The sequence below is a fragment of the Mesorhizobium sp. M1322 genome (assembly GCF_040318085.1).
Lineage (GTDB): Bacteria > Pseudomonadota > Alphaproteobacteria > Rhizobiales > Rhizobiaceae > Mesorhizobium.
Genome location: NZ_JAMYLP010000033.1, coordinates 18,663 through 43,205, shown reverse-complemented (window position 1 = coordinate 43,205; position 24,543 = coordinate 18,663). Strand labels below are relative to the sequence as shown.

20 protein-coding genes and 1 pseudogene are annotated in these 24,543 nt (G+C 57.2%); 2 read left to right on the top strand and 19 right to left on the bottom strand.

Annotated elements, in window-relative coordinates; all coding sequences use genetic code 11:
• Positions 1-26: 26 nt before the first annotated feature.
• The 4 genes from NKH12_RS14765 to NKH12_RS14750 are packed head-to-tail and all read right to left on the bottom strand — an operon-like array spanning position 27 to position 5,254.
• The gene (locus tag NKH12_RS14765; RefSeq protein ID WP_352953793.1) at positions 27-2,267 is read right to left on the bottom strand and encodes a mannose-1-phosphate guanylyltransferase/mannose-6-phosphate isomerase; all 2,241 of its coding nucleotides are present in this window, start codon (positions 2,265-2,267) and stop codon (positions 27-29) included.
• Positions 2,264-3,439, bottom strand: coding sequence for a glycosyltransferase family 4 protein (locus tag NKH12_RS14760; RefSeq protein WP_352953792.1), 1,176 nt, complete (start codon positions 3,437-3,439; stop codon positions 2,264-2,266). The genes NKH12_RS14765 and NKH12_RS14760 overlap by 4 nt, the downstream gene beginning before the upstream one ends.
• Positions 3,436-4,473 (bottom strand): NAD-dependent epimerase/dehydratase family protein, encoded by a 1,038-nt coding sequence (locus NKH12_RS14755; protein ID WP_352953791.1) that lies wholly within the window; start codon positions 4,471-4,473, stop codon positions 3,436-3,438. The genes NKH12_RS14760 and NKH12_RS14755 overlap by 4 nt, the downstream gene beginning before the upstream one ends.
• Positions 4,415-5,254, bottom strand: a complete 840-nt coding sequence (locus NKH12_RS14750; protein WP_352953790.1) for a class I SAM-dependent methyltransferase — start codon at positions 5,252-5,254, stop codon at positions 4,415-4,417. Before NKH12_RS14750 ends, NKH12_RS14755 begins: the two co-directional genes overlap by 59 nt.
• Before the next feature lie 358 nt (positions 5,255-5,612).
• Here NKH12_RS14750 and NKH12_RS14745 point away from each other — a divergent pair, with 358 nt between their 5' ends.
• A complete protein-coding gene (locus tag NKH12_RS14745; protein WP_352953789.1) occupies positions 5,613-6,416 on the top strand; it encodes a hypothetical protein in 804 nt (267 codons plus the stop codon).
• A 53-nt stretch (positions 6,417-6,469) separates the two neighbouring features.
• On the opposite strand, the gene NKH12_RS14740 is transcribed toward NKH12_RS14745, so the two are convergent.
• From NKH12_RS14740 to NKH12_RS14675, 14 genes and pseudogenes are all read right to left on the bottom strand, one after another.
• Entirely contained in the window at positions 6,470-7,546 is a 1,077-nt protein-coding gene (locus NKH12_RS14740; protein WP_352953788.1) for a glycosyltransferase family protein, read from the bottom strand.
• Positions 7,547-7,773: 227 nt separating this feature from the next.
• Positions 7,774-8,505 carry an O-antigen ligase family protein gene (locus NKH12_RS14735; protein WP_352953787.1) on the bottom strand — a complete coding sequence of 244 codons (732 nt, stop codon included), beginning with the start codon at positions 8,503-8,505 and terminating at the stop codon, positions 7,774-7,776.
• Positions 8,506-9,390: 885 nt separating this feature from the next.
• Positions 9,391-9,996 (bottom strand): class I SAM-dependent methyltransferase, encoded by a 606-nt coding sequence (locus NKH12_RS14730; RefSeq protein ID WP_352953786.1) that lies wholly within the window; start codon positions 9,994-9,996, stop codon positions 9,391-9,393.
• A 142-nt stretch (positions 9,997-10,138) separates the two neighbouring features.
• The gene (locus tag NKH12_RS14725) at positions 10,139-11,311 is read right to left on the bottom strand and encodes a glycosyltransferase (protein WP_352953785.1); all 1,173 of its coding nucleotides are present in this window, start codon (positions 11,309-11,311) and stop codon (positions 10,139-10,141) included.
• Positions 11,308-12,633 carry a polysaccharide pyruvyl transferase family protein gene (locus tag NKH12_RS14720; protein WP_352953784.1) on the bottom strand — a complete coding sequence of 442 codons (1,326 nt, stop codon included), beginning with the start codon at positions 12,631-12,633 and terminating at the stop codon, positions 11,308-11,310. Before NKH12_RS14720 ends, NKH12_RS14725 begins: the two co-directional genes overlap by 4 nt.
• Positions 12,630-14,171 carry a lipopolysaccharide biosynthesis protein gene (locus tag NKH12_RS14715; protein WP_352953783.1) on the bottom strand — a complete coding sequence of 514 codons (1,542 nt, stop codon included), beginning with the start codon at positions 14,169-14,171 and terminating at the stop codon, positions 12,630-12,632. Before NKH12_RS14715 ends, NKH12_RS14720 begins: the two co-directional genes overlap by 4 nt.
• Before the next feature lie 134 nt (positions 14,172-14,305).
• Positions 14,306-14,821 carry an acyltransferase gene (locus NKH12_RS14710; RefSeq protein ID WP_352953782.1) on the bottom strand — a complete coding sequence of 172 codons (516 nt, stop codon included), beginning with the start codon at positions 14,819-14,821 and terminating at the stop codon, positions 14,306-14,308.
• An 86-nt stretch (positions 14,822-14,907) separates the two neighbouring features.
• Positions 14,908-16,140 (bottom strand): glycosyltransferase family 4 protein, encoded by a 1,233-nt coding sequence (locus NKH12_RS14705; protein WP_352953781.1) that lies wholly within the window; start codon positions 16,138-16,140, stop codon positions 14,908-14,910.
• A gap of 31 nt (positions 16,141-16,171) precedes the next feature.
• A complete protein-coding gene (locus tag NKH12_RS14700; protein WP_352953780.1) occupies positions 16,172-17,170 on the bottom strand; it encodes a glycosyltransferase family protein in 999 nt (332 codons plus the stop codon).
• Between the two features lie 44 nt (positions 17,171-17,214).
• A complete protein-coding gene (locus NKH12_RS14695; protein ID WP_352953779.1) occupies positions 17,215-18,000 on the bottom strand; it encodes a glycosyltransferase family 2 protein in 786 nt (261 codons plus the stop codon).
• A pseudogene (gene gmd / locus NKH12_RS14690) lies at positions 17,997-19,116 on the bottom strand (GDP-mannose 4,6-dehydratase). Before gmd ends, NKH12_RS14695 begins: the two are co-directional and overlap by 4 nt.
• Before the next feature lie 88 nt (positions 19,117-19,204).
• A complete protein-coding gene (locus NKH12_RS14685; protein ID WP_352953777.1) occupies positions 19,205-20,482 on the bottom strand; it encodes a sugar transferase in 1,278 nt (425 codons plus the stop codon).
• A gap of 284 nt (positions 20,483-20,766) precedes the next feature.
• On the bottom strand, positions 20,767-21,330 hold the full coding sequence (nusG, locus tag NKH12_RS14680) for a transcription termination/antitermination protein NusG (protein WP_352953776.1): 564 nt from the start codon (positions 21,328-21,330) through the stop codon (positions 20,767-20,769).
• Between the two features lie 435 nt (positions 21,331-21,765).
• Entirely contained in the window at positions 21,766-22,356 is a 591-nt protein-coding gene (locus NKH12_RS14675) for a biotin transporter BioY (RefSeq protein ID WP_352953775.1), read from the bottom strand.
• A gap of 220 nt (positions 22,357-22,576) precedes the next feature.
• Between NKH12_RS14675 and NKH12_RS14670 the strand changes: the two genes are divergently transcribed.
• Positions 22,577-23,485 (top strand): MBL fold metallo-hydrolase, encoded by a 909-nt coding sequence (locus NKH12_RS14670; protein ID WP_352953774.1) that lies wholly within the window; start codon positions 22,577-22,579, stop codon positions 23,483-23,485.
• Between the two features lie 182 nt (positions 23,486-23,667).
• Here NKH12_RS14670 and NKH12_RS14665 read toward each other — a convergent pair whose 3' ends face one another.
• On the bottom strand, positions 23,668-24,522 hold the full coding sequence (locus NKH12_RS14665) for a phosphorylase family protein (RefSeq protein WP_352953773.1): 855 nt from the start codon (positions 24,520-24,522) through the stop codon (positions 23,668-23,670).
• Between the last annotated feature and the right edge of the window lie 21 nt (positions 24,523-24,543).

Below are 24,543 nucleotides of genomic sequence, written 5' to 3'. Positions count from 1 at the left end.
AGAGACTTTTTATTCCGCCAACCCCTCTATCGAGATTTGCCGATGGTGCCGTCGAGATACTGGGTCAGCGCACAGACCAGATGGTAAAAGATGCTTGCCGGCACATCGGTCGCCAGCGAGCGGCCACGTTCATCGATCCGGTCTATCCACAAGCCAAGCGGTGCTGGGTCGATGTGCCAACGGAACAGGCGGCCGACACGCGCTTCGATCTCGGGCTTGAGGTCAGGTCCGCCTGAACCATCCAGTGCAATCGCCGCCTTGATCGCTTCCGCCTGCGGCCAACTGCGAGAGACAAGGTCGAGTGGCAGGCCTTGCCGCGAGACGGCACCATAGGCAAGGCCGGTGGCGCGATTGAGGCCATTGGCGATGGCCGAGGCATAGAGCTTTCTGGCAAAGCCGGTGAGGTCACTCTGGCCGCTGCGCCCGGTGAAGTCGACCAGCAGCGAGGCCCATTCGAAATGGTGGCCGGGTTCCGTCCATGTACCTTTTTCGCCCTCCGCCGGCCTCCACTCGGCGTCGAAAAATTCGCCCAGCGTCCAGCTTTCCGGATCGAAGAAATGGCTGCGAAACAGATCGACGATGCGCGCGGCGCGGCGAAGATAGGCGAGCTCTCCGGTGGCTTGGTGCCAGGCCAGGAAAGCCTCGAGCAAATGCATGTGCGGGTTGGAACGCCGTTCGCCCACGCCGCCCGACGTTTCGAGAAAGCCGGTCATGCGGTGATCCTCGAGATGCGCGTCGAGGAACGAGAACGTTTCTTCGCCAAGCCGCAATGCATCGGGATTTCCGACCATATGGGCATGCGCCAGCGCCAGGAGCACGCATGCATGATCGTAGGCATCTTCGGTTGCGTCGGCGACCGTGCCATTGACATTAAGCGTGCGCGCCCAGCCACCATTGTCGGTGCGGCCGTTCCTGGCCATGAATTCGAGGCCATGGCTGATCAACCGGTCGGCCGGACCGTCCCAGCCGCGCGCCTTGGCGACAGCGAAGGCGTAGACTTGCCTGGCCATGGTGCGCATGCGCTTGGGCTTCATCAGCGGCGTGGTGTCAAAGCCGAGCGCTTCGTGGAAACCGCCATGGCGCTCATCGACCCCGACCGTGGACCACAGCGGCACCGTCTCTTCAAACAGCCAGTGGTGCACACGGCGCCGCCAGGCACCGCTTTCGATGACGCGGTCGCCGGCGGGTGTGAACCTGGTTTCCAGCCGGCCGCTCTTTTCGAGCTGCTCGACGATCTTCTTGACATTCTGGCTGCGGCTGACCGGGGCGACGAAGGTGGCATCGGCGGTCGAGACGATGGCAACGTCCCTCAAGCCGATGGCAGAGAGCAAGCGACTGTCGCTGCGGATGTAGGAGTTCTCGCAGTCGATGGCGACGACATCGCCGACGATGACGTTGCCGTCATTGTCGGACGGACCGATATCGAGCAGTGATTGCCATGAACCGAGATCGTTCCAGCGGAAGCCGGCCGGCACCATGGCGATGTGGCTGGCGCGCTCCATGATCGCATAGTCGATCGACGTCGAGGGAATGGCGGCGTAGAGTTCCAGAGGCATGTAGAGACCGGAAAGATCTGACGTCGCCGCCTGATAGGCATGTTCGGTGGCCTTCCAGATCTCGGGCTCGAAAGCCGTGAAGGCGTCGCGCATGGCGCTGGCGCGAAACAGGAAAATGCCGGTGTTCCAGTAGAAATTGCCGGCCGCCAAATAGCCCTGCGCGGTTGCGAGGTCTGGTTTCTCGACGAAACGCGAGACATCGTAGATGCCATCCCTCTCGTCGGCGACCTCGATATAGCCGTAGCCGGTCTCGGGGTGGCCAGGCTTGATGCCGAACACCACCAGCCGGCCCGCACGCGCCGCGCCGGCGCCGTTTTCCACGCTCTGCCAGAATTGCTGTGCGGTCGTGATCTCATGATCGGACGGCACCACCAGCACCAGGCTGTCGCCATATTCGGACAAGGTGCGCAGCGTTGCCAAGGCAACGGCGGCGGCAGTGTTGCGGCCGGTCGGTTCGAACAGGGGGCCGCCGCCGGAAAGGTCGAGGCCGGCGAGATCGGCGTGGACGCGATCGGCGTGCCGCTCCGATGCAATCAGGAAAATCGGCGTTTCGCCCTTCGGCCGCGCCATCAGCCGGTGCAACGTCTTGGCCAGCATCGAGCCATCGCCCGAAAAATCATGGAACTGCTTGGGATTGTCTTCGCGTGACAGCGGCCACAGCCGCGAGCCAACGCCGCCGCTCATGACAAAACTGACGATCCGCTCGGTCATTGGGTGACACCTCTGACATTTTCAAACAAAGCAACGAGCGCTGCCGCGTAGTCTCGGCGGCGCATTTGTTGCCGGCTTTGCAGCACGGCGACACTGTCGCGGGCTAAGCGTGGGCGCTGCCCGGCTTCCAGGAGTCGCCGCGCCAGCGCTTCTGCACTATCGGGTGCGAAGAAGAGCGATTCCGGCGCCTGCTCGCGATGCAGTGGAATGTCGGACAGCAGCATCGGCGTGCCCAGCGACTTCGCTTCCTCGACCGTGGTTGACCACCCCTCGAAGTGCGAAGGGTTCAGGAGATAGTCCGCGGCACCGATCAGGGCGACGACATCGTCGTAGGGAATCAATCCGAGGTGTCGAAAATGGCTTCCGAGCCGGTGCGTTTCCGCAAGCTCCATCAGGCGCTTGAACAATGTCGGGTCGCGCGGATCGGTGGTGCGCCCCGTGAGGATTATCGGCGGCAAGGGGCCTAGCGCCCCGATTTGGTCTATATGCTTCAATGCCTCTATGACCAGCCTGTGGTTCTTGTGGACCCAGAACTGGTTGGGGAGAAAGAAGAAGCGCTCGGGCAGCCCATGCGTCTGGCGCGCCTCATCGGCACGCGCCAGGATGGCACCGGGATCGAGATCGATAGCGAAACGTACGACAGCGGTCTTGTTGCGCGAGGCCGGATAGAATTTTTTGCAATCCGCCAGCGCGTCCCCGCTGGAGAGCATTATGGTGCGATTTCCGGACGTCTGCAGGCGATAGCCGAGATCCCTGCGCCACCAAGCGCTACGCGGAAAGAGGTGCGGCAGACGACGGTGCTGGAAATCCGGAATCCAGGAAACGACCGGCACTGGAAACCGGTTGCCGAACCACTGGGCGACTTCAAACACAACATCGAGGCCTTGCGCAGCGACAAGATCCGCGAAGACACGGTCGCTGCCGCCAGCAAGTGCGATCAGCCCTCGCCTGCCGAGCCCGGCGCCCGTGACCCGGTCATCAACAATAGCAGGCGCAGCCAACATATGATCGAAGGACGCACCAATGCTTGAATGCTGCTCAGGTGTAAGAAACAGTTTCGCCTGCACCTTACCACGCAACTCAGAGGCGATGACGCTCAGCATGTTGCGGAGATAGGACTCGCCGCCTGACCAAGTTCCGCGGCCGATGAGAGTGAAGCCGACGGTAATCAAGGCGCGGAGCGTCGCAGATGACCGACCGGCTCGGCGAGAATTTCAGCGCGATACCAATCCACATAGCCGGCAATGCCCCTGCTGAGCGGCACCTGCAACTGAAGCCCCTCCGGGACGCCGGAGGGATCCGAGATCAGATTGACAGGGTCGCCCCGCCGGGATTCTCCAGAAAACGAGAGGCGATGGTTCCCTCCCCAGGCCTCCAAAACCATGCTGGAAATCGTGCTGACGGACGCAGGAGCGCCCGCACCGCCATTATAGACGGCGAAGCGCGGTTCGCCGGCAGGCAAAATGCGATGGATCAACCGCACGACATCCGAGACATGGTGCCAATCCCTCATTTCCCTACCCGTGCCGCCAAGCACAATGTCGGTTTCGCCTGCCGCGAGCCTTCCGCAGAGATCCCACAGCAATTGCTTGCGCAACCCTTCGCCATAGACCGAAAAGAGGCGAGCCACCGAGACTGGCTGGCCGTATGCGGCACAATAAGACCGGCCAAGCTCCTCGACCATGCGTTTGTGATAGCCATAGGGAGAATAGGGATCGAGCGCCGCGTCGACCCTGATCGAACCGGCATGGCCGCCGCCATAGACGGCCGCAGAGGATGCAAGAACGACAGGTGCATCGGGTGCGCGTCGGCGCAAGAAATCGAGGACACGAGCCGCAGAGACAACGCTTTGTTCAAAGTCCTGCAGGGGATCGGCAATCGACTGGCCGACCGTCGCGCCACCCGCCAAATGATACACGGCCGATGGGCGACCATGTGCTGCCAGAGCCGCATCCATTGTTTCCACGGCTACTCCTCCGGAAAAAAATACGCCGCCGGTCGCCAACGCAAAACCCGGTGCTTCTTTTCGACCGAAACCGATAACATGGCAGCCCTTTTGACCAAGAAAACGAGCGAGGTGCAAGCCGATGAAACCGCCGGCCCCGGTCACCCAGACAGGCTTAGCCTCTTTTGATTGCGTCAAGAAATCAGTCCTTCCCGTGCTTGTGGCAAAGGAAAGAGACCAAGCGCCCAGGCCGGCGATCAAGCGAAGCGGCAATCCTGGCGACGGCACCAAAGGGCACAGGCGAAAGGGCCAGGCGAACAACCGGGGAAAACGGACCAAAGATTTTGGCGAGCCTCTCGCGAATCTCCGATGGTGTCATTGGGTCATAATTCACGACGGACTGGAACGAGATCAATTCGCGATCGATCGTCAGCCCGGCCCCCTGGATTGCAGCGCGGTAGCCCGCCAGCGTAAAGGCGTTCTCTCCACCGTAGAGATGATGAAGCGGGTGGGCGCGCAGAAAAGGCTCGAGTTGCTGCGGCCCGGAGACCACGTGGTCACGCAACGACAGCACCGTCGCGCCTTCGCGAGAGAGACGCGCCATTTCGCGGCAGAAAGCCGGAAGGTCATGGGCATGATGGAGCACCTGCCGTGCGACGACCAAATCATAGCCTGCGGCGGACAACGGGATCGCCTCCCCGAAGGCTTCGACCACATCGATGGGCGTGCCTGTGCTTTCGGCAAGCGCCCGGATTGCAGCGGCGCCGACGAGTGCGCTCGGATCGGGCTCAACAGCCGTTACAGACCAACCTTCGCGCGCCAAAGCATAGGAGAGGATGCCGTTGCCGGCGCCAAGATCGAGAGCACGGCCCACCTTGCGCGGGATCATACTGCGAACCGCGTCGAACTCGGCGCTTTCGTGATAGCGCTGCGCGGCCACGACCGGATCGTCGAAATAAGCGGCGCGGGCGAGCTCTTGCATCGAAGGCTCGCTCATGCACCAGCGGACGGCGTCTTCCCAAGTCATGGCCGCTTCAGGCATCGAGAGAAACCATATGCTTGATCATCCACGCCGGATTTTCCGCGACAACTGCGTAAGGCGGCACGTTCTTTGTCACAACGATCTCGACCTCCTCGTCAGATTTGTAGATGGCCCACAACAGCCGCCGCAAGGCTCAGCTTGACGCGTGCGTCGCCGCTTCGGTCATAGGCTTGGATGCTTCGCCCGTCCACCGCTCCAGGCGGATAATTTCCGGCGTCGATCACGCTTTGGTCAGGAGGTTGTTCCAGACGTCCAGCTAAGCTACCGTTTCCAGACTCGTCAAGTTCAGGTCACGAGAAGTAGAACCGCGCGAATTTCGTCCGCGTAAAACTCACCCCGTTGACGGCCCCGGAGCATCATGTTTTTCAAGACAGTATTCTGCGCGATATGCCTTCTAGCCAGTTCATGGCCGGCGACGGCGCAAACGCGCACCCCATTCAGGCTTTTCGAGGCTATGAACTTCGCCGGCGGGCCCGATTTCGGCTCGTTCGGCCTTGAGCATCTTACGATCGTAGACCCTCATGTTCTGGGACCGGATATCCCTGACGCCGGCCAAGTGCAGAAAGCTCTGGCACGGCCGAGGAGCAACGAATATCTCAATATCGACATTGAAAGCTGGCCCTTGGAGGGCCCAGATCAAGCATCGTCAATCGCGAAATACCAGAAGACGCTCAGCGCCTTCAGAAAGGCAGACCCAAACGTCAAGCTCGGGCTTTATAGCGTTTTGCCGCTCAGGGATCATTGGAGAGCGATCGGCCATCAGGGCGCCGCTGCACTGGACGACTGGAAGCAGCAAAACACCAAGATCGCATCCTCCCTCGTACCTTATGTGGATGCGCTATTTCCCTCCCTGTATACATTTTACGGCGACAAGGACGCTTGGGTGGCTTATGCGCAAGCCAATATCGGGGAAGCACGAAGGATTTCACAGGGAAAGCCGGTCTACTGCTTTCTCTGGCCGCAGTTTCATAAGACCCTTGCGTTTCTGCCGGGCGACCTCTGGTATACCCAACTCGACACTTGCAGGAGGCTGGCTGATGGGATCGTTATATGGGGCACCATCGGCAGCAATTCGCCCTATCGGCCAGCGAAATGGGACGAAAAAGCGGAGTGGTGGCAGGCCACTTTGAGATTCCTTCGGGAGCTGAGAAAGATCCCATAGACTTGCTACTTATGCCGAAGAGCTGGTTGCAGAAATAAACTGAAGATCGCCAGCTATACCAATTCGAGAAACCGCTCAAATTGGCGTATTTTGCTGTATTCTTCACGAATTGCGCGGTTCCCCGCCCGGCCGATCTCGTCCCAGTTTCCGCTATCCAATTGCTGTTCGATTCTATCCAATGCGTCCTGCGGTTGCTCGTAGACGACCATGGTTTCCCCGTCGCGCATCGGTGCGGGATAATTGCCGGAATCGGATATCAGCAGAGCGCCAGCGCCCATCGTCTCAAAACAGCGCATGTTGCCACGGTCCGGACCCGCCATATCGATCGACGCGTTGACCACGACTTTGGCTCTTCCGAGTTCGGCATACATAGCGCGACCGAATACAGGAGGCGCGCTGACACTGCGGATAGTGCGCGGCCGGCGCACCGCGCGCAGGGGACCGAACCAGCCAAGCGGCGTCTCGGCGAGTGGCGTATAACGCGACAGGTCGAGATGGAAGACGACGCGCCAGCGGCTGGATAGACTTGCGACAGCTTCCAAAATCTGCCTGCGGCGCTGGTGATGACGACTGTAGCCGCCGAAAAAAAGGACATCGATATCCCTGTTCCGGTTCGCGGCAACGGCATCGAGTTCCGGATCGTGAGCAGGAAAGAAGTGGGCGGTCCTGGCGCCCTGCTCTTCCCAAAGCTTTCGCATCGACTGGAAATTGCAAACGACGAGATCATAACCGGAAAAATCGATCCTGCCTGGCGCAGCACGCCAAGCAATCTTTCGCTTCACATGCCCCGGCAGCCGCCGCAGGAAAGAGGCGTCGTAACGAAATGGATCAAGGTTGTAGAAGATGTCCGTCTTATGATGCTCGATCTGGGCAAGAAGGATATCGGCCAGCGATGCATCTTCGCCCAGCCCATTTTCGAGCGCCCATGCCCGCTGTAGCGATTCGTCGTCTCCGTTCGTAAAAAAGGCTTCAGGGCTGCCGGCCTGCATCGGCAGCAGGATATGCGCCGCGCCGTAGCGGTCGTTCAAAAACACTTGTTTCTGCGGCTCGAACCCACGAACCCCCGCCACGAGTCCGGCGAGTCTGGCCCGGTAGCTCGGCGAGATCCCGGAATTTTGAAAAATGCGCATGGTTGGTTCCCGTTGGAATTAATCTCGGAGTCCTGGAGCGCTGATAGCGATCCGTGTTGGCCGACCACCGGCGTCCCGCGGGCACGGCGCGAGTGCCTGCAGCCAATCAGGCGAAGTTCGACCACATCGAGGACGAAACCAACGCTGGTACCGATCGAAATAGGACTTCAATTCACTGTCAGCCTACTGATCGGTTACGGGACGCTCAACTTTAATAGGCCCGCCCCCTAGTCTGGATTGCGGTTTTTGGCAAGAAATCCCTGGTATCCATACCAAAACGATATTGTCAGAGCGGAGGTGACCCAGAAGAGCGAATTTCCCCATAGGCTGCCGCTCGCCATGCCGGCGATCGCTTCCCTGATGAATAGCACCGCAGCCAGCACCGCAGCGAGCGGGAATTTGCCGGACCGAATGATACCGACCGTCGATCTGAGTGCCAACACTATGTGAGCCACAAACGGCAATGATCCGAGCGCCCCTACCGCCATCAGGGATTCAAGATAAATGTTGTGAGGATAGAAATTGAACCGCATCTCGACCGCATAACGCCCGAACACCGGGCTTTCCAGAAACTGCCGCCAGGCCCCGGCGAACAATTGACTGCGTACCATTGTGGATTGATCGACATCCACGTTGATCGTCTGAAGTCTTGCAATGACAACGTCGACGAGCTCCACACCGCTGGTCGCCAAAATTGCCATCGCGACAACCAATGCTCCCAACACAGCGAACACTCTTTTTGAGCCTTTAAGCAACAGTATGTAGACTAATAGTGCCCCCGCGCCGGCAATGTATGCACCGCGAGACCGAGAAAATACAACAACCAACAATAGCATCGGACCCAGTATCGCGGATTGGATCGTTAATTTTTTTGTCTTTCCCAAGACAAGGAAAAAGTATATCAAAAATGCAAATGCCGCGTGCCCCATTGCTATCGGGTTGATTTTGTCGAGATTCATTCTTTGGTCATGACTCACAAACAGCACGTCCCTGTTTAGGTAAAGTCCAATGAGAAAAATAACACAAAGGGCATTCATAACAAATATCAAATCTGTATTTCTTATCGCCCTGTCCATCGATGCTATAACAAGTCCAGCTCCGACACCTGTCACCAAGAATACACTAAATACCATCATTGGTCTTGGGGATATAACTATCGACGATATATAAATATTCTCCACAAGTCGGCATGTGTACAGTATGAAAAATAACTTCATTGGAATAAGCGCGGCCGTTGACGACTTCAACTTTGCTGGAAGAAGCACATATGAGCCGATAGTGATCAGAACAATGGATACTCTTACCAAGATCGATCCGGTACTTCCTTCTGGATCAAACCAGTTTACCAGACCGGCGAAAGCGTACACGCCACAGATCGCGAGCGCGAACGCCGCTGCAGGAGAAAGCCAAATGCGCCGGTCGACGTAACCTCTCAAATACGCAAATCGGCGGCCAGTACCTCCGCGAGCGAAACCGGTCGATGTGCCGTAATGAATATTGGCTCTCCGAGTCATGGGACTAGTCGCACCTCACACGGTGAAGTGTGCCACGCCGTGGATACCGCGGGCTATGTTCCCTATGGAAAAATAGAAAAGAAATCTGATGCCGAAGAAGCCGGTCCAGCTTGCTGCGCCGAAGGGGCGAGCAACTTTCGTTCGCGCCGACAAATGCTGAGTCGGAAAGCCCGGTGAAGTTGACGCCTGTCGGCAATTCGAGTCCAAGACGCCGGAAGAACGGCACGGGGTCTTGTCGTGTCTCTCTTCTATGCCGCCTTTGATGAATTCGCGCCAGACAGCAAATCGACGACACTGGTTGGAGGCGCAGCTTTCGGCGGCCCTGCATTTTTAGCCTCCCCCCGAAGAGGGTGGGGGTGATACTTTTTCAGCCACTAGAAGATAGCCCATCGGCATGCTCTCGCGAGTCGCAACCCCCAATTTCTTGATAGGCGGCAATGCACGCATGAGCGTGGTGAGCCAATAGACCGAATTGGCAATCCAGGGCCGAGACGCCACCGCCTTCGTGGCAAGATCGGAAAGAACATCTGTGACGCCGCCGTAGGATAACAACTCGATTGTCCTTAGTCCCGCCTTCACCGTCATCCGCTCCAACGCAAAGCGGGTGTAGCGATGGTAATCGTGGGGCGTCTCGTGTAGCCAGTAAAAAAACGGGACGCCGATTATCAATTTACCACCAGGGCTCAAGGCCCCGGCTGCACTGTCGAACAAGGCCTGCGGCGTATGCAGATGTTCGATAACATCGCTGGCAATGACGGTGTCGAAAGTCCCTTGCTCCAGGACCAACTGCTCGTTGAGGTCCGCAAACAGGTCGACGTAGGCGGCGCCATGTGTGCTGCCCGGCCAATCGACGCGGAACACCTCACTGACATAGTCGCGGTAGATCCCGTAAAGCGGAACGGCCCCACAGCCCGTCGGCGAGACGACTTCTGGCATGAGTAGCGATCGCGGCGGCATAGACGGACGCCAATCGATCGGCGATCAACTGCGACCGCGCCGCCACCTCCTTGCGGCTCGAGCGCCAAACATCCCTTGCTGGTCCGTTCGAACTTAGTGGACTTCCACTGGTCGGCATTCTTCATTGAATTTGGCGCTCTTCGATGTCGAGAGGTTCGGCTATAGCCGGCAGCGCCATGGCACGTCGAAGGCGATCGCGCGTGTGCCGTTGCGTGAAATGATCTAGTACACGCCGCCGCCCGGCATCCCCCATCCTGGCAGCACGCCGCGTATCTGCCAGTAGACTGGCAAGCGCCTCTGCCGTGCTTTTGATATCGTGCTCTTCTACAAGTACGCCGGTCTCACCATCGACAACGGCTTCTGGAATACCGCTGTGACGTGTTGCCACAACGGGAAGTGCGCTCGCCATTGCCTCCAGGATCGATACCGGCAGGCCTTCCATATCTCCGTTACGGGCCGTCACTGAATGCTGTACGAAGATTGCAGCGTTCTGCATCATGCCTTGAACAAATTCCGTGCTCCGATAGCCGTGAAAAATGACACGATCCGCCAGGTTCTCCTGCGCCACCAATGCCCTAGATCGCGCCATCAACGGCCCATCCCCAACCAGATCAAGCCGCGCCTCCGGAAACCTTGAAGCGATCCGGGCGAACGCCTCGATCGTGAGGTGCGGTGATTTCTTTTCAACGAACCGCCCAACGACGAGGAGCCGACCGCTTTCGCGCTTCGATGGGGTGAAGTGCTCGGGCAAAATTCCGCATGGACTGACGTGGAGTTTCTCGTTCGGACAGCCGATTTGAACCAGACGATCGGCGATGAAACGTGATGGCGTGATGATCCCGTCAGCGCTGGCGAAGAGACGCCGGTAGCGACGTCGCCACGTCTGTTTCCTAGGCATCACGGTAGAATCCGCCCCATGGGCGTGGACGTACAATCGCACGCCGGCGCGGCGACAAGCGCGAGCGAACAGTGCACCTATCGTAAGATACTCGACAAGGGCGGCCTCCACGTTGTGAGCCTTGAAAAATTCGACAACTCTGTCCTCGTCGCTCCTGCTGATTCCGTCACGGACGTACGCTAGCCAGAACAGGCGTGCCGGAATGGCAATGAGGCTGGGCAGCTGGCTAAGCGGTGACGTCCCCGGAATCCCGGAAAGAACCGGATAATTGAACTGATTGGCGCCATCCGGCTCTTGGGAGATGAGCACAGTCTTGCCGGGCGCAAGGTGGCGGACATGATCTCGAATGAATGTCTCGGAAGGCGTGTTGAAGAATTGCGAAATGATCGCAATCATGAGGACACTGCCTCCGGCTGCAACTCCGCCGGTGCAAATCTGCTTTTGAGAATACCGACCGTGGATAGAGCACTGTCACGCAACGCTAGCGTCCCCTGCCGCGATCTATCTGCTATCGATTCCTGGTTTTCCCACCAGCGCTCAACAAGATTGCGAAAACTATTCGGCTCAATCTTATCGATGAGAGTAACGTATTCCTCCAGGCCAAGCGATCGGAAAAGATCTTCCGTTTTCCTCTCGTAGCAAATCGGTAGGACCGGAAGGCCTCGACACAGACACAAAATGCACATGTGCATGCGCGTGCAGATGGCGCCATCAAATTCGTCGATCTTGCGAAGCAATGCTTCGGTGTCCCTGAACTGCGAATCGACGACCACGCGGCTTCGAACGCGATCCGGCAGATACTTCAAGATATCGCGCGCCGTGTTTGAGTCATTGGTATACTCGGGGATCCCTTGGCAGGTCGAAACAAACGTCACTTCGGCCCCTACCTCCGTCACCAACCACTCTGCCGCTTTAGCTACCGATTGGAGATACTTCTCCCGTCCGACTTCCACAGTTCGGTCCCCGAAATCAGACCACGATCGGACTGAAACCGCGATTTTCGGTTTACGTCCTTCCAAACCAACTTGCGACGCTGTACGCCGTCTCGAGATCTCGTCCTGATCGGCCAGTACGAATACGCTGTCTGCCACGTCCTCGATATTACCTGTGTGCCCGACCAGTTCTTTGGCAAAAGCCTTGGATTTCTGGTCTCTGACCAGTATCAGCGGGCTTTTTCTAAAAACCTCTGCGAGTCGGCGGAAGATACGATCATCGCCGAATGGACCCATCGACTGTGTAAAAAAAATGGGCGGCTTTCCAAGATAAATGTCTCTCTGATATTCCGGAAGACGAGAGGTAACCGATCCCGGATGTTTCTTTGACAGGTACGTGCCGCCAGTCGAAATAATTAGGTCCGCATCAATATACTCTCGCAAGCTCTTGACTATCTCTCCCTTACGTCCAGGGTATTTCAGCCACCGCAGACGACGCTCTAACAAAATCAAAGTGACTTGAGTCAAATTGATTAATTGCACAAACAACTTCCCTCGTGTCAATTTATTTATAATTCGAAAAGCTATTTTCTTCCGAATCTGCTCGGAAGGAACACAAATAAATTCCATATCAGTGTAGTATCGTTCGGCGATCTTGGCTTCCATATCTGCTATGAGGACTTCAGTATCGTCTCCGAATGCGGCCTTAAGAATCCTTATTGTCGCGACTTCAATCGCAGCGTCTCCACCGTTCAAGCAAACAGCAGTTTCGATAATGATCTTCAAAGTTTCAGCCCCTCTGAGCGTACGTCTCTATCCAGAAACAGCCTTATGTCCCCTAACATCGAACCCGCGAAACGATATGGTGCAACAACAAAAACGCCATAGACCACCATCGCGATGGCAGATTTTAACACGAGGCCGCCCTCAGCCAGCAGAGGCAGGACGCTGAATGAGGACCCAACATGAAAGAAGGCGACCACCACGACATAGGCACCAAAGAAGGGCGCCGCCGCCTTCACAAGACCCTTGAAACTCAGTTCTGTGTTTCTTGTTGCATAAAGCCAAAGCATTGGGGTGAACACCCAAGATGTTATGCACCACGCGATAGCAACTCCAGGAGCCCCCCATTGAATCGCAAACAAGAATAGCGCGAACCGAATGGTTGATGTAAAGATGGAAAATACTAACAACTCACGCGTTCGACCCAAAGAGATCAGCGCCCAACCACCAAACTGTCCGGAAATACTCGTGATTAGAGACAAGGACAGTATCATCAAAATCGTCCCTGACTTTGACCAATTACTCCCATAAACGATCTTTACGATTTCTTGTGCATTGATCGTGATGAGAATGCACAATATCGTGTTCATCAAGAGTGTAAGCCGCATGGCGCTGAGATAAGTTCTAGCCCATTTGTCTGGCTGGGTTTGAAGGCGGCTCAGCATGGGAATGATAACCGAGCCGATTGGTCCGCTGATAAGCGTTATCGGTAACATAAACAGTGAGTAAGCGCGGGTGTAGAATCCGAGCTCGTGCGGACCGGATTTCCAGCCGACGAGCACGTTATCGGATTGGCGATTAATGTAGTTTGTGAACTGGGATCCACTGTAATTGATCCCAAAACTAATGGCTGATCGTGCATTCTTCCAATTCGCGACCTTGGTCGGACGCCAGGGTGACAGTATCCACTGGCCAACCGTGCCGACAAATGCCGTGGTGAGCGTCGCCGCAGCGAGCGACCAGTATTTGAAGTCCCAGCCCCATGCCATCGCAACGCCGACGGCACACCCACACAAGAGACTGCCAAGATTCACACTGTGCAACGACATCCACCGCATGTTGCGGACCAATAGCGCCTTATGCTGCGCACCGGCCGCAGTGATCGGGATGGCGATCGCCAGAACTAGGATAAGTTGAAAAACGCGAGGATCATTGAAAAGCCAGGCTGCGACCGGCGCCGTCAGCCAGGCCAGCGGCATGAGAGCGAAGCCGACGCCAAGATTGACGAAAAATAACGCGCTGACGGTGTCATGATCAACCTCCTTGCGCTGGATGGTGACCATCGACAGACCCAGGTCGGCGAAGACTCCGACAAACGCAGTAGCGGACGCCGCCATGGCCACCAGACCGAAGTCATCGGGCTGGAGCAAACGCGCCATCAGCGCCATGTAGCCGACTTGTGTAAGAAGAATCATAGCCTGGGCGCAGAGGGCTATAATCCCTCCAGATGCCGTGCGTCTCCCGAGATCGCGCGTCAGATGCTCACTGCTTAGCACCGAGCCTTTTGATGTGTCAGAACGACCGGACGGAGCCTTCGTCACAATAGCATTCCACCGCGCCCTAGTCGGTTGGTCACGAGGCCATCCACGTAGCTATATGGCATCTGCTGCAATCTTCGGCGCCCGCTCTTCTTAGCAGCATAAAATGCTATGATAATGCAGGACGTTGTAGCTCTTCATTCAATCGACGCGGCCTGCGTGGGTGCCAGGGAACGTATGACTTTGCAGGGCACGCCGCCGGCCAGGCAATTCGGCGGGATGTCGGAAGTGACGACACTGCCCGCCGCAATGACGGAGCGCGCGCCAATCCTCACGCCTTTCAGAACGGTCACGTTGGCACAGAGCCAGACATCGTCCTCGATCACGATTGGCGCGGAAAGAGTGCCACGCCCATGCCGTCGGTCCAGATAATCGACGGCATGAAAGTCGGTATCGAAAATATTGCAATTCACTCCGACCAGAACATTATTTCCAATTGCAATGTTCTCGACACAAAAAATAGACGCTCCGGAAATCCCGACATTATCCCCTATGGAGAGTTTTCCTGATGCACCAACAACCAGCTGAGTGGGATGATTTATACCCGCTCGATTAAACCTGGATTTGCTGACGATGGTTACGTTATCTCCGATCTCGAGGACGCCCGCCCCTCCTAGCCCAACTGGCCCGAGGACAGACAAGCCACGAGGCATCTTTCTGCGCCTCACCGCAAACTGAAGGGCTGCAAGTGCATTCCAGAATAGGCGTTCACTTCGGTCAAGTAACTTTAAGACGGACATCAACGGCCTGATTCTGACAGATCGCGGTAAAGCTTTTGAATTGCCGCGACGTTTTGATCGATGTGGAACCTGGCCATTGCGAACTGGCGTGCGCTCCGTCCCATATCAAGCCGGGTATCGCGCCGGCAGAGTTTTTCAATCGCTTCGAGAAGACCGGCGGAAGAGGAAATTTCGAAGCTCAAGCCGGTTCTACCTTCTTCGATCAGCTCAAGCAAATTCGGCAAGCGGGTGACCAAGCCCGGGCGTCCTGCCGACGCTCCTTCGAAAATGCACCGAGCACTGTGACTTGTCAGAAAAGGCGCAATGACGACGTCACTGGCCGTGAGAACGGGAGCGATGTCATCTATGAATGGCATGGCGCTGCACCGGCGGCTTGCGTTTATCGCCTCCAATGCTGCTTTTCCATAGCCTTCTTCGTTTTTTCCAAAACCTGCAAATACAAACCGAGCGCATTCGGGAAGGTTTGCCTCAAGCGAGTTGACCGCCTGGACGAACGGCAGAATGCCATTCGACTCCGCAATTCGTGACAGTGACAGGAATATGACATCGCCATCCCCCCATCCAAATTTCCGCCTCAATTCAGTAACGCCTTCGTCCGGCGTACGGAAGAGACTGCTGTCAACACTGTTGTAGACAACCGACCCCGTGGTGGCGGAGCCGCCAATGCTATCCAAACCGGCTTTGTCGATAGAAACGAAATAATCAACGTGCTTCTTATTTAAGTTGCGAAGTATGTTACCCCACCAGTTATGCAGGATCGGTTCACGGACGTGGGCAATAACGGGGATTGAGGGATCGGCGTCATGCGCGCCCTTCGCGGCGGCCACCATACAGGTGGAGTTCAGGTGAACAATGTCCGGCCGTATGGCACGAACAAGCTTCCTAGCGCACCTGACGAGAAGCGGAAAGGACAGTATCGCATGTATCCTCGACTTCACGTCCTTGCAGGGCGCGACCGTCGATCCATGGAAAGGTCGAATGTCCCTTTCCTCGATTACCTCCGCCCCGGCATCTTCGAACAGTTGGCGGACGCCGGAATTACCTGGACGAAGCGGCATCGCAACTATTGGAGAGAATTCTTTGCGATCCAGTGATTTTATCAGCAATGCCAAACTCTTCGGCGCACCTCCCAGCGCGGTCGCATGATGAAAAAACAGTATTTTCTTCACCATTCCAGGAGTAGCCACAATGCTCCGGTCCGGATTACGAGATCGGGCATCAGACATGTTCATGACGCCCCTCGGTATTTGACGCGCGTGTAGGTCAAAGGGCCGCGCGGATTTTCTGCACAAAATCGGCCCGCCAGCCGCCGACGATTTCGCCCATTCGCCCGGGCTTGTCGGATCGATTGGCTGCAGCGGCTGCGATACTGGCTGCAGCGTCACGGGTATCGCCGTAAACCAGACACACCGGTGCAACTGCACCTTCTTGCGCATATTTCTCGAGATACGCGCCCTTGCGGATGATCGGACGTGTGCCCAGTTGTACGCTTCGTCCGAATATGCCGGAGGCCTGGTCGTAGTCCGGCTCGTAGCAGCACCAGGCGAAATCGCAGGTTTTGTACAAGCTCAGCAGTTCGTCGTCCGACACGAACCGGTCGACCACCATTCCCCCGGCAGAAATCAGGCGAGCGCAGTCCTCGCCACAGGCTGGATCGACGCGCCCGACAGCCACCACAAAAACATCTTTCGCGAGATCTGGGTGGTCGGAGACGATGTCAGCCAAGAATTCGAAGCCCTTCGACTTTCTCACGCTGCCCAGGAAACACAAAATGGCGCGCCCGCCGGCTGCGGTCAGCACGTCGCGTGACAGTTGGCTGGTTTCGATAAGCGCCGCGCCGTCATGCATGTCCCACATCTGAGGGTCGTGTACCCACCCGTGCGCGACCTGGGCAAATCGGCGATCAAATTTGAACGGCAGAATCGTAAAGAGCGACAGGCGAGGCAAATGCCGCAAGCACCGGAAAGTCCATCTCTTGAGGCGATAAACGAGCCTTCCGCTCTCGAAGCATTTGGAGGGCCTGAGAAAGAGCCCAACCGTCCGCCGTCCAATCAGCGATCTTGCCAACGCAACTGCTATAAAACCAGCGTAATCATCGTCGATGGTGGCGAACAGGAGGTGGCGGGCCCTAACCAGGTCAAGCCACAGTCGAGGTCCAATGCGTCCCATTGCCGGTTCGAGGTCAAATAGGCCGGCAAAGAGATCCTGGTAGAATTGGCGGTGACCACCGGGCGCAGACACGTGAACGTAGTTGCGCTTCACCTCTGGGCCGACCTTCGAAGCATGGATATCACCTACCGAAGCCACTATTCAGCGTACCGGCTTTGCTTCGCGGTTCCGGCACTGTTGATGCCGAAAAACTGCCCCAGCTTGCGCATTGGCTTCGCAACAAGCGCGTAGTCGATTGGACCGGAGCGCAGCCATTGGCGCCGCGACCGGAGGGCCTCAAAATTGTGCCCGATATAGGAGCTGAGGCTCCGTGTGCTGGCCCCGCCAACCATCATATCTACCAACACATGGTTGGTGGTAGCGGACCCGAATCCATGAAGCTCAACCGCTCTCAGCATCCAATCGTAATCCGATGCCACTTTGAGACCGAGGTCGAACGTGCCGACCGTCTCCGCCACCTTCCGCCTGACGTAAAACGTTGGATGGGCCGGCATCCAACCAGTCCGGAACCCCTTGGCGGGTCTGGGGGCGGCACGCCAACGCCGGATGACCCGCTTGTTGAAATGATTTTCAACAAAATCCAGATCGCCATGCACGATGTCGGCCTGTTCGAGTTCTGCCGAAATTCGCGTCAGCACAGTATGGTCATGGAAACAATCGTCGGAATTCAGCACGCCTACTGCGTCTCCAGTATAGAGGTGCAGCCCCTTATTGAGTGCATCGTACATTCCGCGATCCGGCTCGCTGACCAACTGAATCTGGTCTTGGGGATAGGACCGAACGATCGTCAGCGTTTCGTCCGATGACCCGCCATCGACGACCACCAACTCTTTGTGCTGATGGTCCTGGGCAAAGAAGCTATCGACCGTATGCCTGATGGTTGCGGCTGAGTTCCAGCAGACCGTTAAAACCGAGATTTTCATGTCAACTCGGTCCAACGTTCCTTACTGTGCCGCAACGCGAATGCGATCCTCGTCCAAGCGCCGGTGCTCGGATTCCCGTCTTACCGTATCGAGGTCGGACTGAACCATTTCCTGGACCATTGCATCGAGCGAGGTTGTTGCCTTCCACCCGAGGATACGCTCCGCTTTCGAGGGGTCGCCGATCAGAAGCTCTACTTCGGTCGGCCTGAAGTAGCGCGGATCCACCTCGACCAGAACAGCGCCGGATCTTGCATCGATGCCTTTTTCGTCGATGCCGGAACCGACCCATTGGATCTCGGTCCCAACTTCGCTGAATGCAAGCTCGACAAAGCGACGGACCGAGTTCTTTACGCCGGTAGCGAGGACATAGTCGTCGGGCGCATCCTGCTGAAGGATCCTCCACATGCCTTCGACATAGTCGCGGGCATGGCCCCAATCTCGCTCGGCAGACAGATTGCCGAGGTAGAGTTTGTCCTGAAGGCCCAGGCTGATCGCGGCAGCCGCGCGCGTGATCTTACGCGTCACAAATGTCTCGCCTCGCATCGGACTCTCGTGATTGAACAGGATGCCGTTGGAAGCGTGAATGCCATAGGCTTCGCGGTAATTTACCGCAATCCAGTAGGCATAGATCTTTGCCGCGGCATAAGGCGATCGCGGATAGAAGGGCGTCGTTTCCTTTTGTGGGATCTCCTGCACCTTCCCGTAGAGCTCGGATGTCGATGCCTGATAGAAACGCGTCTTCTTTGTCAGGCCGAGCAGCCGGATGGCCTCGAGAAGGCGTAGTGTGCCTATCGCGTCGGCATTCGCGGTATATTCGGCGGTCTCGAAGCTCACCTGAACATGCGATTGCGCGGCGAGATTGTAGATCTCGTCTGGCTGCACCTCCTGGACGATGCGGATGAGGTTCGTGGCATCGGTCATATCACCGTAGTGGAGCGACAGCCTTACGTCCTTCTCATGCGGATCCTGGTAGAGATTGTCGATGCGACCGGTGTTGAACGACGACGAACGCCGCTTGATGCCGTGGACGTCATAGCCCTTTGCCAGCAGAAGTTCCGCCAGATAGGCGCCATCCTGGCCAGTGATACCGGTTATGAGTGCGATCTTCCTGGTCATTGTGCTTCTCCGGCGATTTCTGGAACGCGATTGTGAGTGTCGTCCAAGCGAATAATAATCCTCCCGCAATCAGTAAGCCTCTTCGGCTCTACCGAGCACCAAATCCTGTCAGCATGGTTTGGATAGTACGAAACACAATCAGCACGTCGAGCCAAGGCGAAAAATTCTTGATGTAGTAGAAGTCGTAGTGAAGTTTTTCCAGAACGTCGTCCACCGCCGCAACATGGCCCTGATTGACTTGCGCCCATCCGGTAATGCCAGGCCGGACGATGTGCCGATATCGATAGAATGGCAGCTCAGCCTCATACCATTTCGACAGCACGAGTGCCTCCGGCCGCGGTCCGATCCAGCTCATTTCGCCGCGCAAAATGTTGATCGCTTGCGGCAACTCATCGATCCTGGATTTTCTCAAGAACTGTCCTAAGCGAGTGATCCGCGTATCGCCGGCCTTTGTGATGGCCTCGTCCTTTTCATCGCCAGCAGCGGCGCTGAGTTTCATCGTCCGAAATTTGTAGACCTCGTAGATATTTCCTCTGTATCCCATTCTTTTTTGCTTAAACAAGGCTGGGCCAACTGAGTCGAGCTTTACTGCTATCGCCACAAATAACAGCAGCGGCGAGAAAACGACAAGGATAAACAGCGCCGAAAACCAATCAATAGCCTGTTTTATTTTCAAATAAGCCTGGTTTGGATTCAGGGATCCCAGAGTATTTTCGGAAAGATGTTCTATTTCCACTCGACCTGTGAGCGACTCGCTGATTTGTTTGACGTGGTAGACTGGCGTTCCCGAGAGCGCGCGATCGGCGATATACCGTTCCCATTCATCCGAAAGATCGGATCGAAGATCGGCCACCACACCGCTCGCATATTCGACAATCGTCTCGGGCGAATGAATCCGGTGCCAACTGACGCCTGGTATGCTTTCCAGCCTATCGACGTCTCCGCCTGGAATTACTGCCAACCGGTATGGGTCGAGCCGTCGCGTGGCCAAACTCAGCCCAAAATACCACAATGTCGACTGAAACAAACTTGCGGCGGCCTGGAACCGGCTATAGTCGAACCTGAAAAAAAAGATGGTGACGAACACGAGGCCATAGGTCAGGGCGAAGGTGGGTAAGATGTAACCAGCCGCCGCCACACCCGGAAAATTGCCGATGCGCTTGTAAAGTAAATAACCCGCCGCATGAGCGATGAATGCCGCGACAATTGTAACCTGCATATTCGATTGCAAGATTACTTGTTGGTTGAACGACATGCGGACCAGTGCGGGGAGCAAGATCGCGAAGGTCAGCCCACCAAGCAACTGAAAGCGCATCCGAAGCAGAAGATGCCTTTGGCCAGGAAGGTTGATGGTGGTGGTGTTCAAATTCGTCAGGTCGCTCTCTGGGGTTGCCGATAAATAAGCCAGGAACTCTCAGATGTTCAACGCAAACCGCTGAGATTGATTGTCAGGCTCCGTATTCCATTTCACGCGATAGGCGGCCCGACAAATCACGATCTGGCCCAGCGCGTGAATGAACACCAAGCTGCGGCAACGCCATTCGTTCTACCGGTATGCTTCGGCTCCAACAATGGCTACCGCACTCCCGGGTGAAACCCGAGAGCCGACTTTGCAACAGCTTGCATCGCATAACCGAGCGTCAAGTACGGTTATGCGATCGCGACGAGTTCCCTTGAGTCCATGTCAACAGGGATCTCGCCATTCATGATGGCAACCAGCACTCGGGCCCTTCCGGCTGGATCGAGCCGGTCGAGGCGACCGATCATCTCCGCGAAAGGACCTGAAAGAATCCGAACCGATGCGCCCGCAGCGAGGCCTCCGCTGAAATCAAGCAGGCCGTCCCGGCCAGTCAGAGCTATGAACCGCTCCACCAACCCCGACGGGACTGGCAATGGCCGTTCGCCCTGCATGATGAGTGAGCGCACGCCGAACGTTCCATTGACCGAGCGCCACCGCTGCAGCGCGACATCGAGGGCGATGAACATATAACCTGGAAAATAGGCCGCCGGTCGCGTCTCGATGCGCCGGGCATGACGTGTGGTCTTCTCGCAGCGAGGTACAAACGGGTGAAACCCCTGCATCCGAAGATGCCGTTCGGCGACGTCTTCCTTTCCCGGAAATACGCTGGCGGCATACCAGCGTGCTGCGGTGCCGGTTGCGGGCCGCTGCGGCAATACAGTCGCCTTAACAGTTGTTTTTTCCGGGGTGATCACAAGTATCCTTCTCGGCGGTCTTTGGCACTGTCGGGGCAAGCGTTACGACAGCGCGAAGATACCAGCAAGCAACATGTCGCGAGAATCGATGCGGTTGATCGAATCCTGCTAATTGTCCACTACTTTAGCTGCGCTTAAAAGTCATCGCGCCGCTTTCTTTCTTAGCTATCCAGCAGCGGTATCGAGCAATTGCGGCGATATGTAGCTGCTTGGTTACGCTGACCTCGCGACGAACCGCTGGCTCTTCTGGTCCTTAATCGGTCGATTTGAACATAGTGTGACGGTTATCGTTAGCAAAGCGTTACCGACCACTTGGCGGCGGCCTGCTTTGACGAGAACTCGCGGCAGGCCGTCGCTGAAACGGGACCATTCCACGATCACATCCTGTGGTTGCGTGCACTCGATCAGTGCCGCGCCCGATCTATCGACCAGAGTTCAGGAGCGTTTGAGCAGCGACCAGACGGCTGGCACAAGGCTCGCCGCCAGGCCGACCTTGATCAGGTCGCCGACGATGAAGGGCACGACGCCGAACTGCCATGATTTTTCCGGGCCGATGAGCAGCGCCAGCCAGGCAAAACCCATCGCCATCATGACGATTTCGGCAACCACAATCGCGTTGAAGAGCTTGATCGGATGGCGATCCCAACCGCGATCAGCGGCCCAACCGACGATCGCCGCCATGACCACGAAGCCAGCAAGATAGCCGCCGGTCGAGCCGAGCATGTAAGCGACGCCGATGCCCTTTTCCGGCGTGCCCTGGAAGACCGGAAGACCCATGGCGCCCTCCGCCATGTAGAGAAGCAGCGTGGCGACGCCGAGGCGCATGCCGAATGCTGCGGCGATCAGAAAGACGGCTAAGGTCTGCATCGAGATGTCGACCGGTCCGAGCAAAACTCTGGTCTTGGCCGACAAGGTCAGCACCAGCGTTCCAACGATCGCCAGCAAAAGCTGCGTCGCCAGGCGGGCCGCGCCCTTTTCAGGCAGAGCGAGAGAAACAAGCGGACGCATCGTCGTTGCAATTGCCATGGTCTTCCTCATATCGGACTGCCGCAGATCGCGGCCTTGCGTTTTCCTATATTGGCTTCCGTGTTATGCGGCAATCGGTTTTGCCGTCTCTAAAAGCGCGTCGCGTTTGACCGGCCTCATGCGACGCGCTTTAGGTTGTTGTTTTATGCATGTCGTAATCGCAAAACCGCTGCACACTTTTGCGCGACATGCATTAGAACAGAGCTGAACGACATTCGCCATGGCGCTGAAATTCAACACAGACTTCGACCCGTCCTACGGCCAGGGCGTGACCGTCGCGCCCGACGTGCTTCGGATCACCGCGAAAAATCCCAGCCCGTTCACCTTTTACGGCACCAACAGCTACATCGTCGGGCGCAAGACGCTGGCGGTGATCGATCCGGGGCCGGATGACGATGCGCATCTCAAGACACTGCTCGAGGTGATCGGAGACAGGCCGGTCAGCCACATTTTCGTCAGCCACACGCATCGCGACCATTCTCCGCTGGCAGCGCGGCTGAAGCAGCACACCGGGGCAATTGCCCTGGCCGAAGGCCCGCATCGGCCGGCCAGGCCGCTGCGCATAGGCGAGGTCAATCCGCTCGACGCCAGCGCCGACACCGCCTTTAATCCGGATATCGCGCTTCCCGACGATACGACGGTTGACGGCGACCGTTGGGCGATCAGAACAGTGCTGACGCCGGGCCATACCGCCAATCATGCAGCCTTTGCGCTGGAAGGAACCGGTATCCTGTTCTCGGCCGATCATGTCATGGCGTGGGCGACCTCCATCGTTGCGCCGCCGGACGGCGCCATGGCCGACTATATGGCCTCGCTGGATCGGCTGATCGAGCGCGACGACCGCCTGCTGCTGCCCGGCCATGGCGGGCCGGTGACAGCGCCGCGCAGTTTCATGCGCGAGTTGAAGTCGCATCGCAGGATGCGGGAGCAAGCGATCCTCGAGCGAATCAGAAGCGGCGACCGGACAATCAAGGACATGGTCAAAGCAATCTATCGCGATACCGACCCGCGCCTTCACGGCGCTGCCGGACTGTCCGTGCTTGCCCATCTCGAGGATCTGGTGGCTCGCGGCCTGGTGAGCACCGATGGCGACCCGGCTATAGACGGCATATTCAGGTGCCCTGGCTAAGAGACCGTTTGGAAACTCTACTCTGGCGGCCATCTGATGGTGTTTTCTGCGCTTCCGGTGCTCACGGACCCAAATGTCCGCTGCGCGCCGGTTCTCGAATACACCACCATATGACTCGCCAGAGCGAATTTCGAAACAGTCTCTCAGATCCCGCCACGAGCTCGCACTACGCTCCTGAAAGCTCAGAACCGGCTGGAACGCTCTTCTGGTTGAGGCGACTTCAGGCCATGGCAAGAGCATTCCGGATTGGCCGGAAGTCGCGCGGCGGTCTCCAGCGCGACCCGCGAGGCGGTCATGGAGAGATTGGGCAGCACGTCCTCCTGCAGCAATTTCTGGCGATTGCGGTCCATATAGTCGTTGAAGCCTGCCGTAACAAACGCACAGGGCACGAAGCAAGCGCCGATCTCGCGCGCCAAGGTGGCCTCAGGGGCGATCGAATGGTTGAGCACATCCGCCCCCATGCCGCGATACGCCAAAGCCTCGGCTGGAGTTGTCAGTCGCGGCCCATAACAATGGGCAGCCACCAACTGCTGTTCGATGCCATGAACGCGGCATTCGGCTGGCCAATGACGGCGGGCCGTCTCAACCAGAACCGCCGCACATCTTGGACATACGATCTGCTTGCCCGAACAGTCAAAGCTTTGGCGGTCCGGAAGCAATGAAAACGGGGTCTGCGTCAGTTCGATGATATCGGCGTTCACCACCATGTCGCCAGGCTGGATCGCCTTATTGACGGAGCCTACAGTCGAGCAGGCGAGAACTTGCCGTACACCCGCCCGCATCAATACCCAGAACGCGCGGCGATGGCAGGAATGGTCGATATGGTCGCGGGGATTGCCGTGCGAATACATGCACAGCGCCCGCTTCGCTCTCCCTTCGGCTGTAATCGACGCATCGAACTCGAGCAGCTTCCAGTTGTCGGTGCGACCGAAAGGTGTTTCAAAACTCATGTCGCGCCGCAACGTTCGCACGCCATCGAATTCGACATCTTCCGGGAAGGCAAGCCCCCAGTTTGCCGACCCGGTGATGATGGCCAACCCTACCTGAGGTATGTCCGT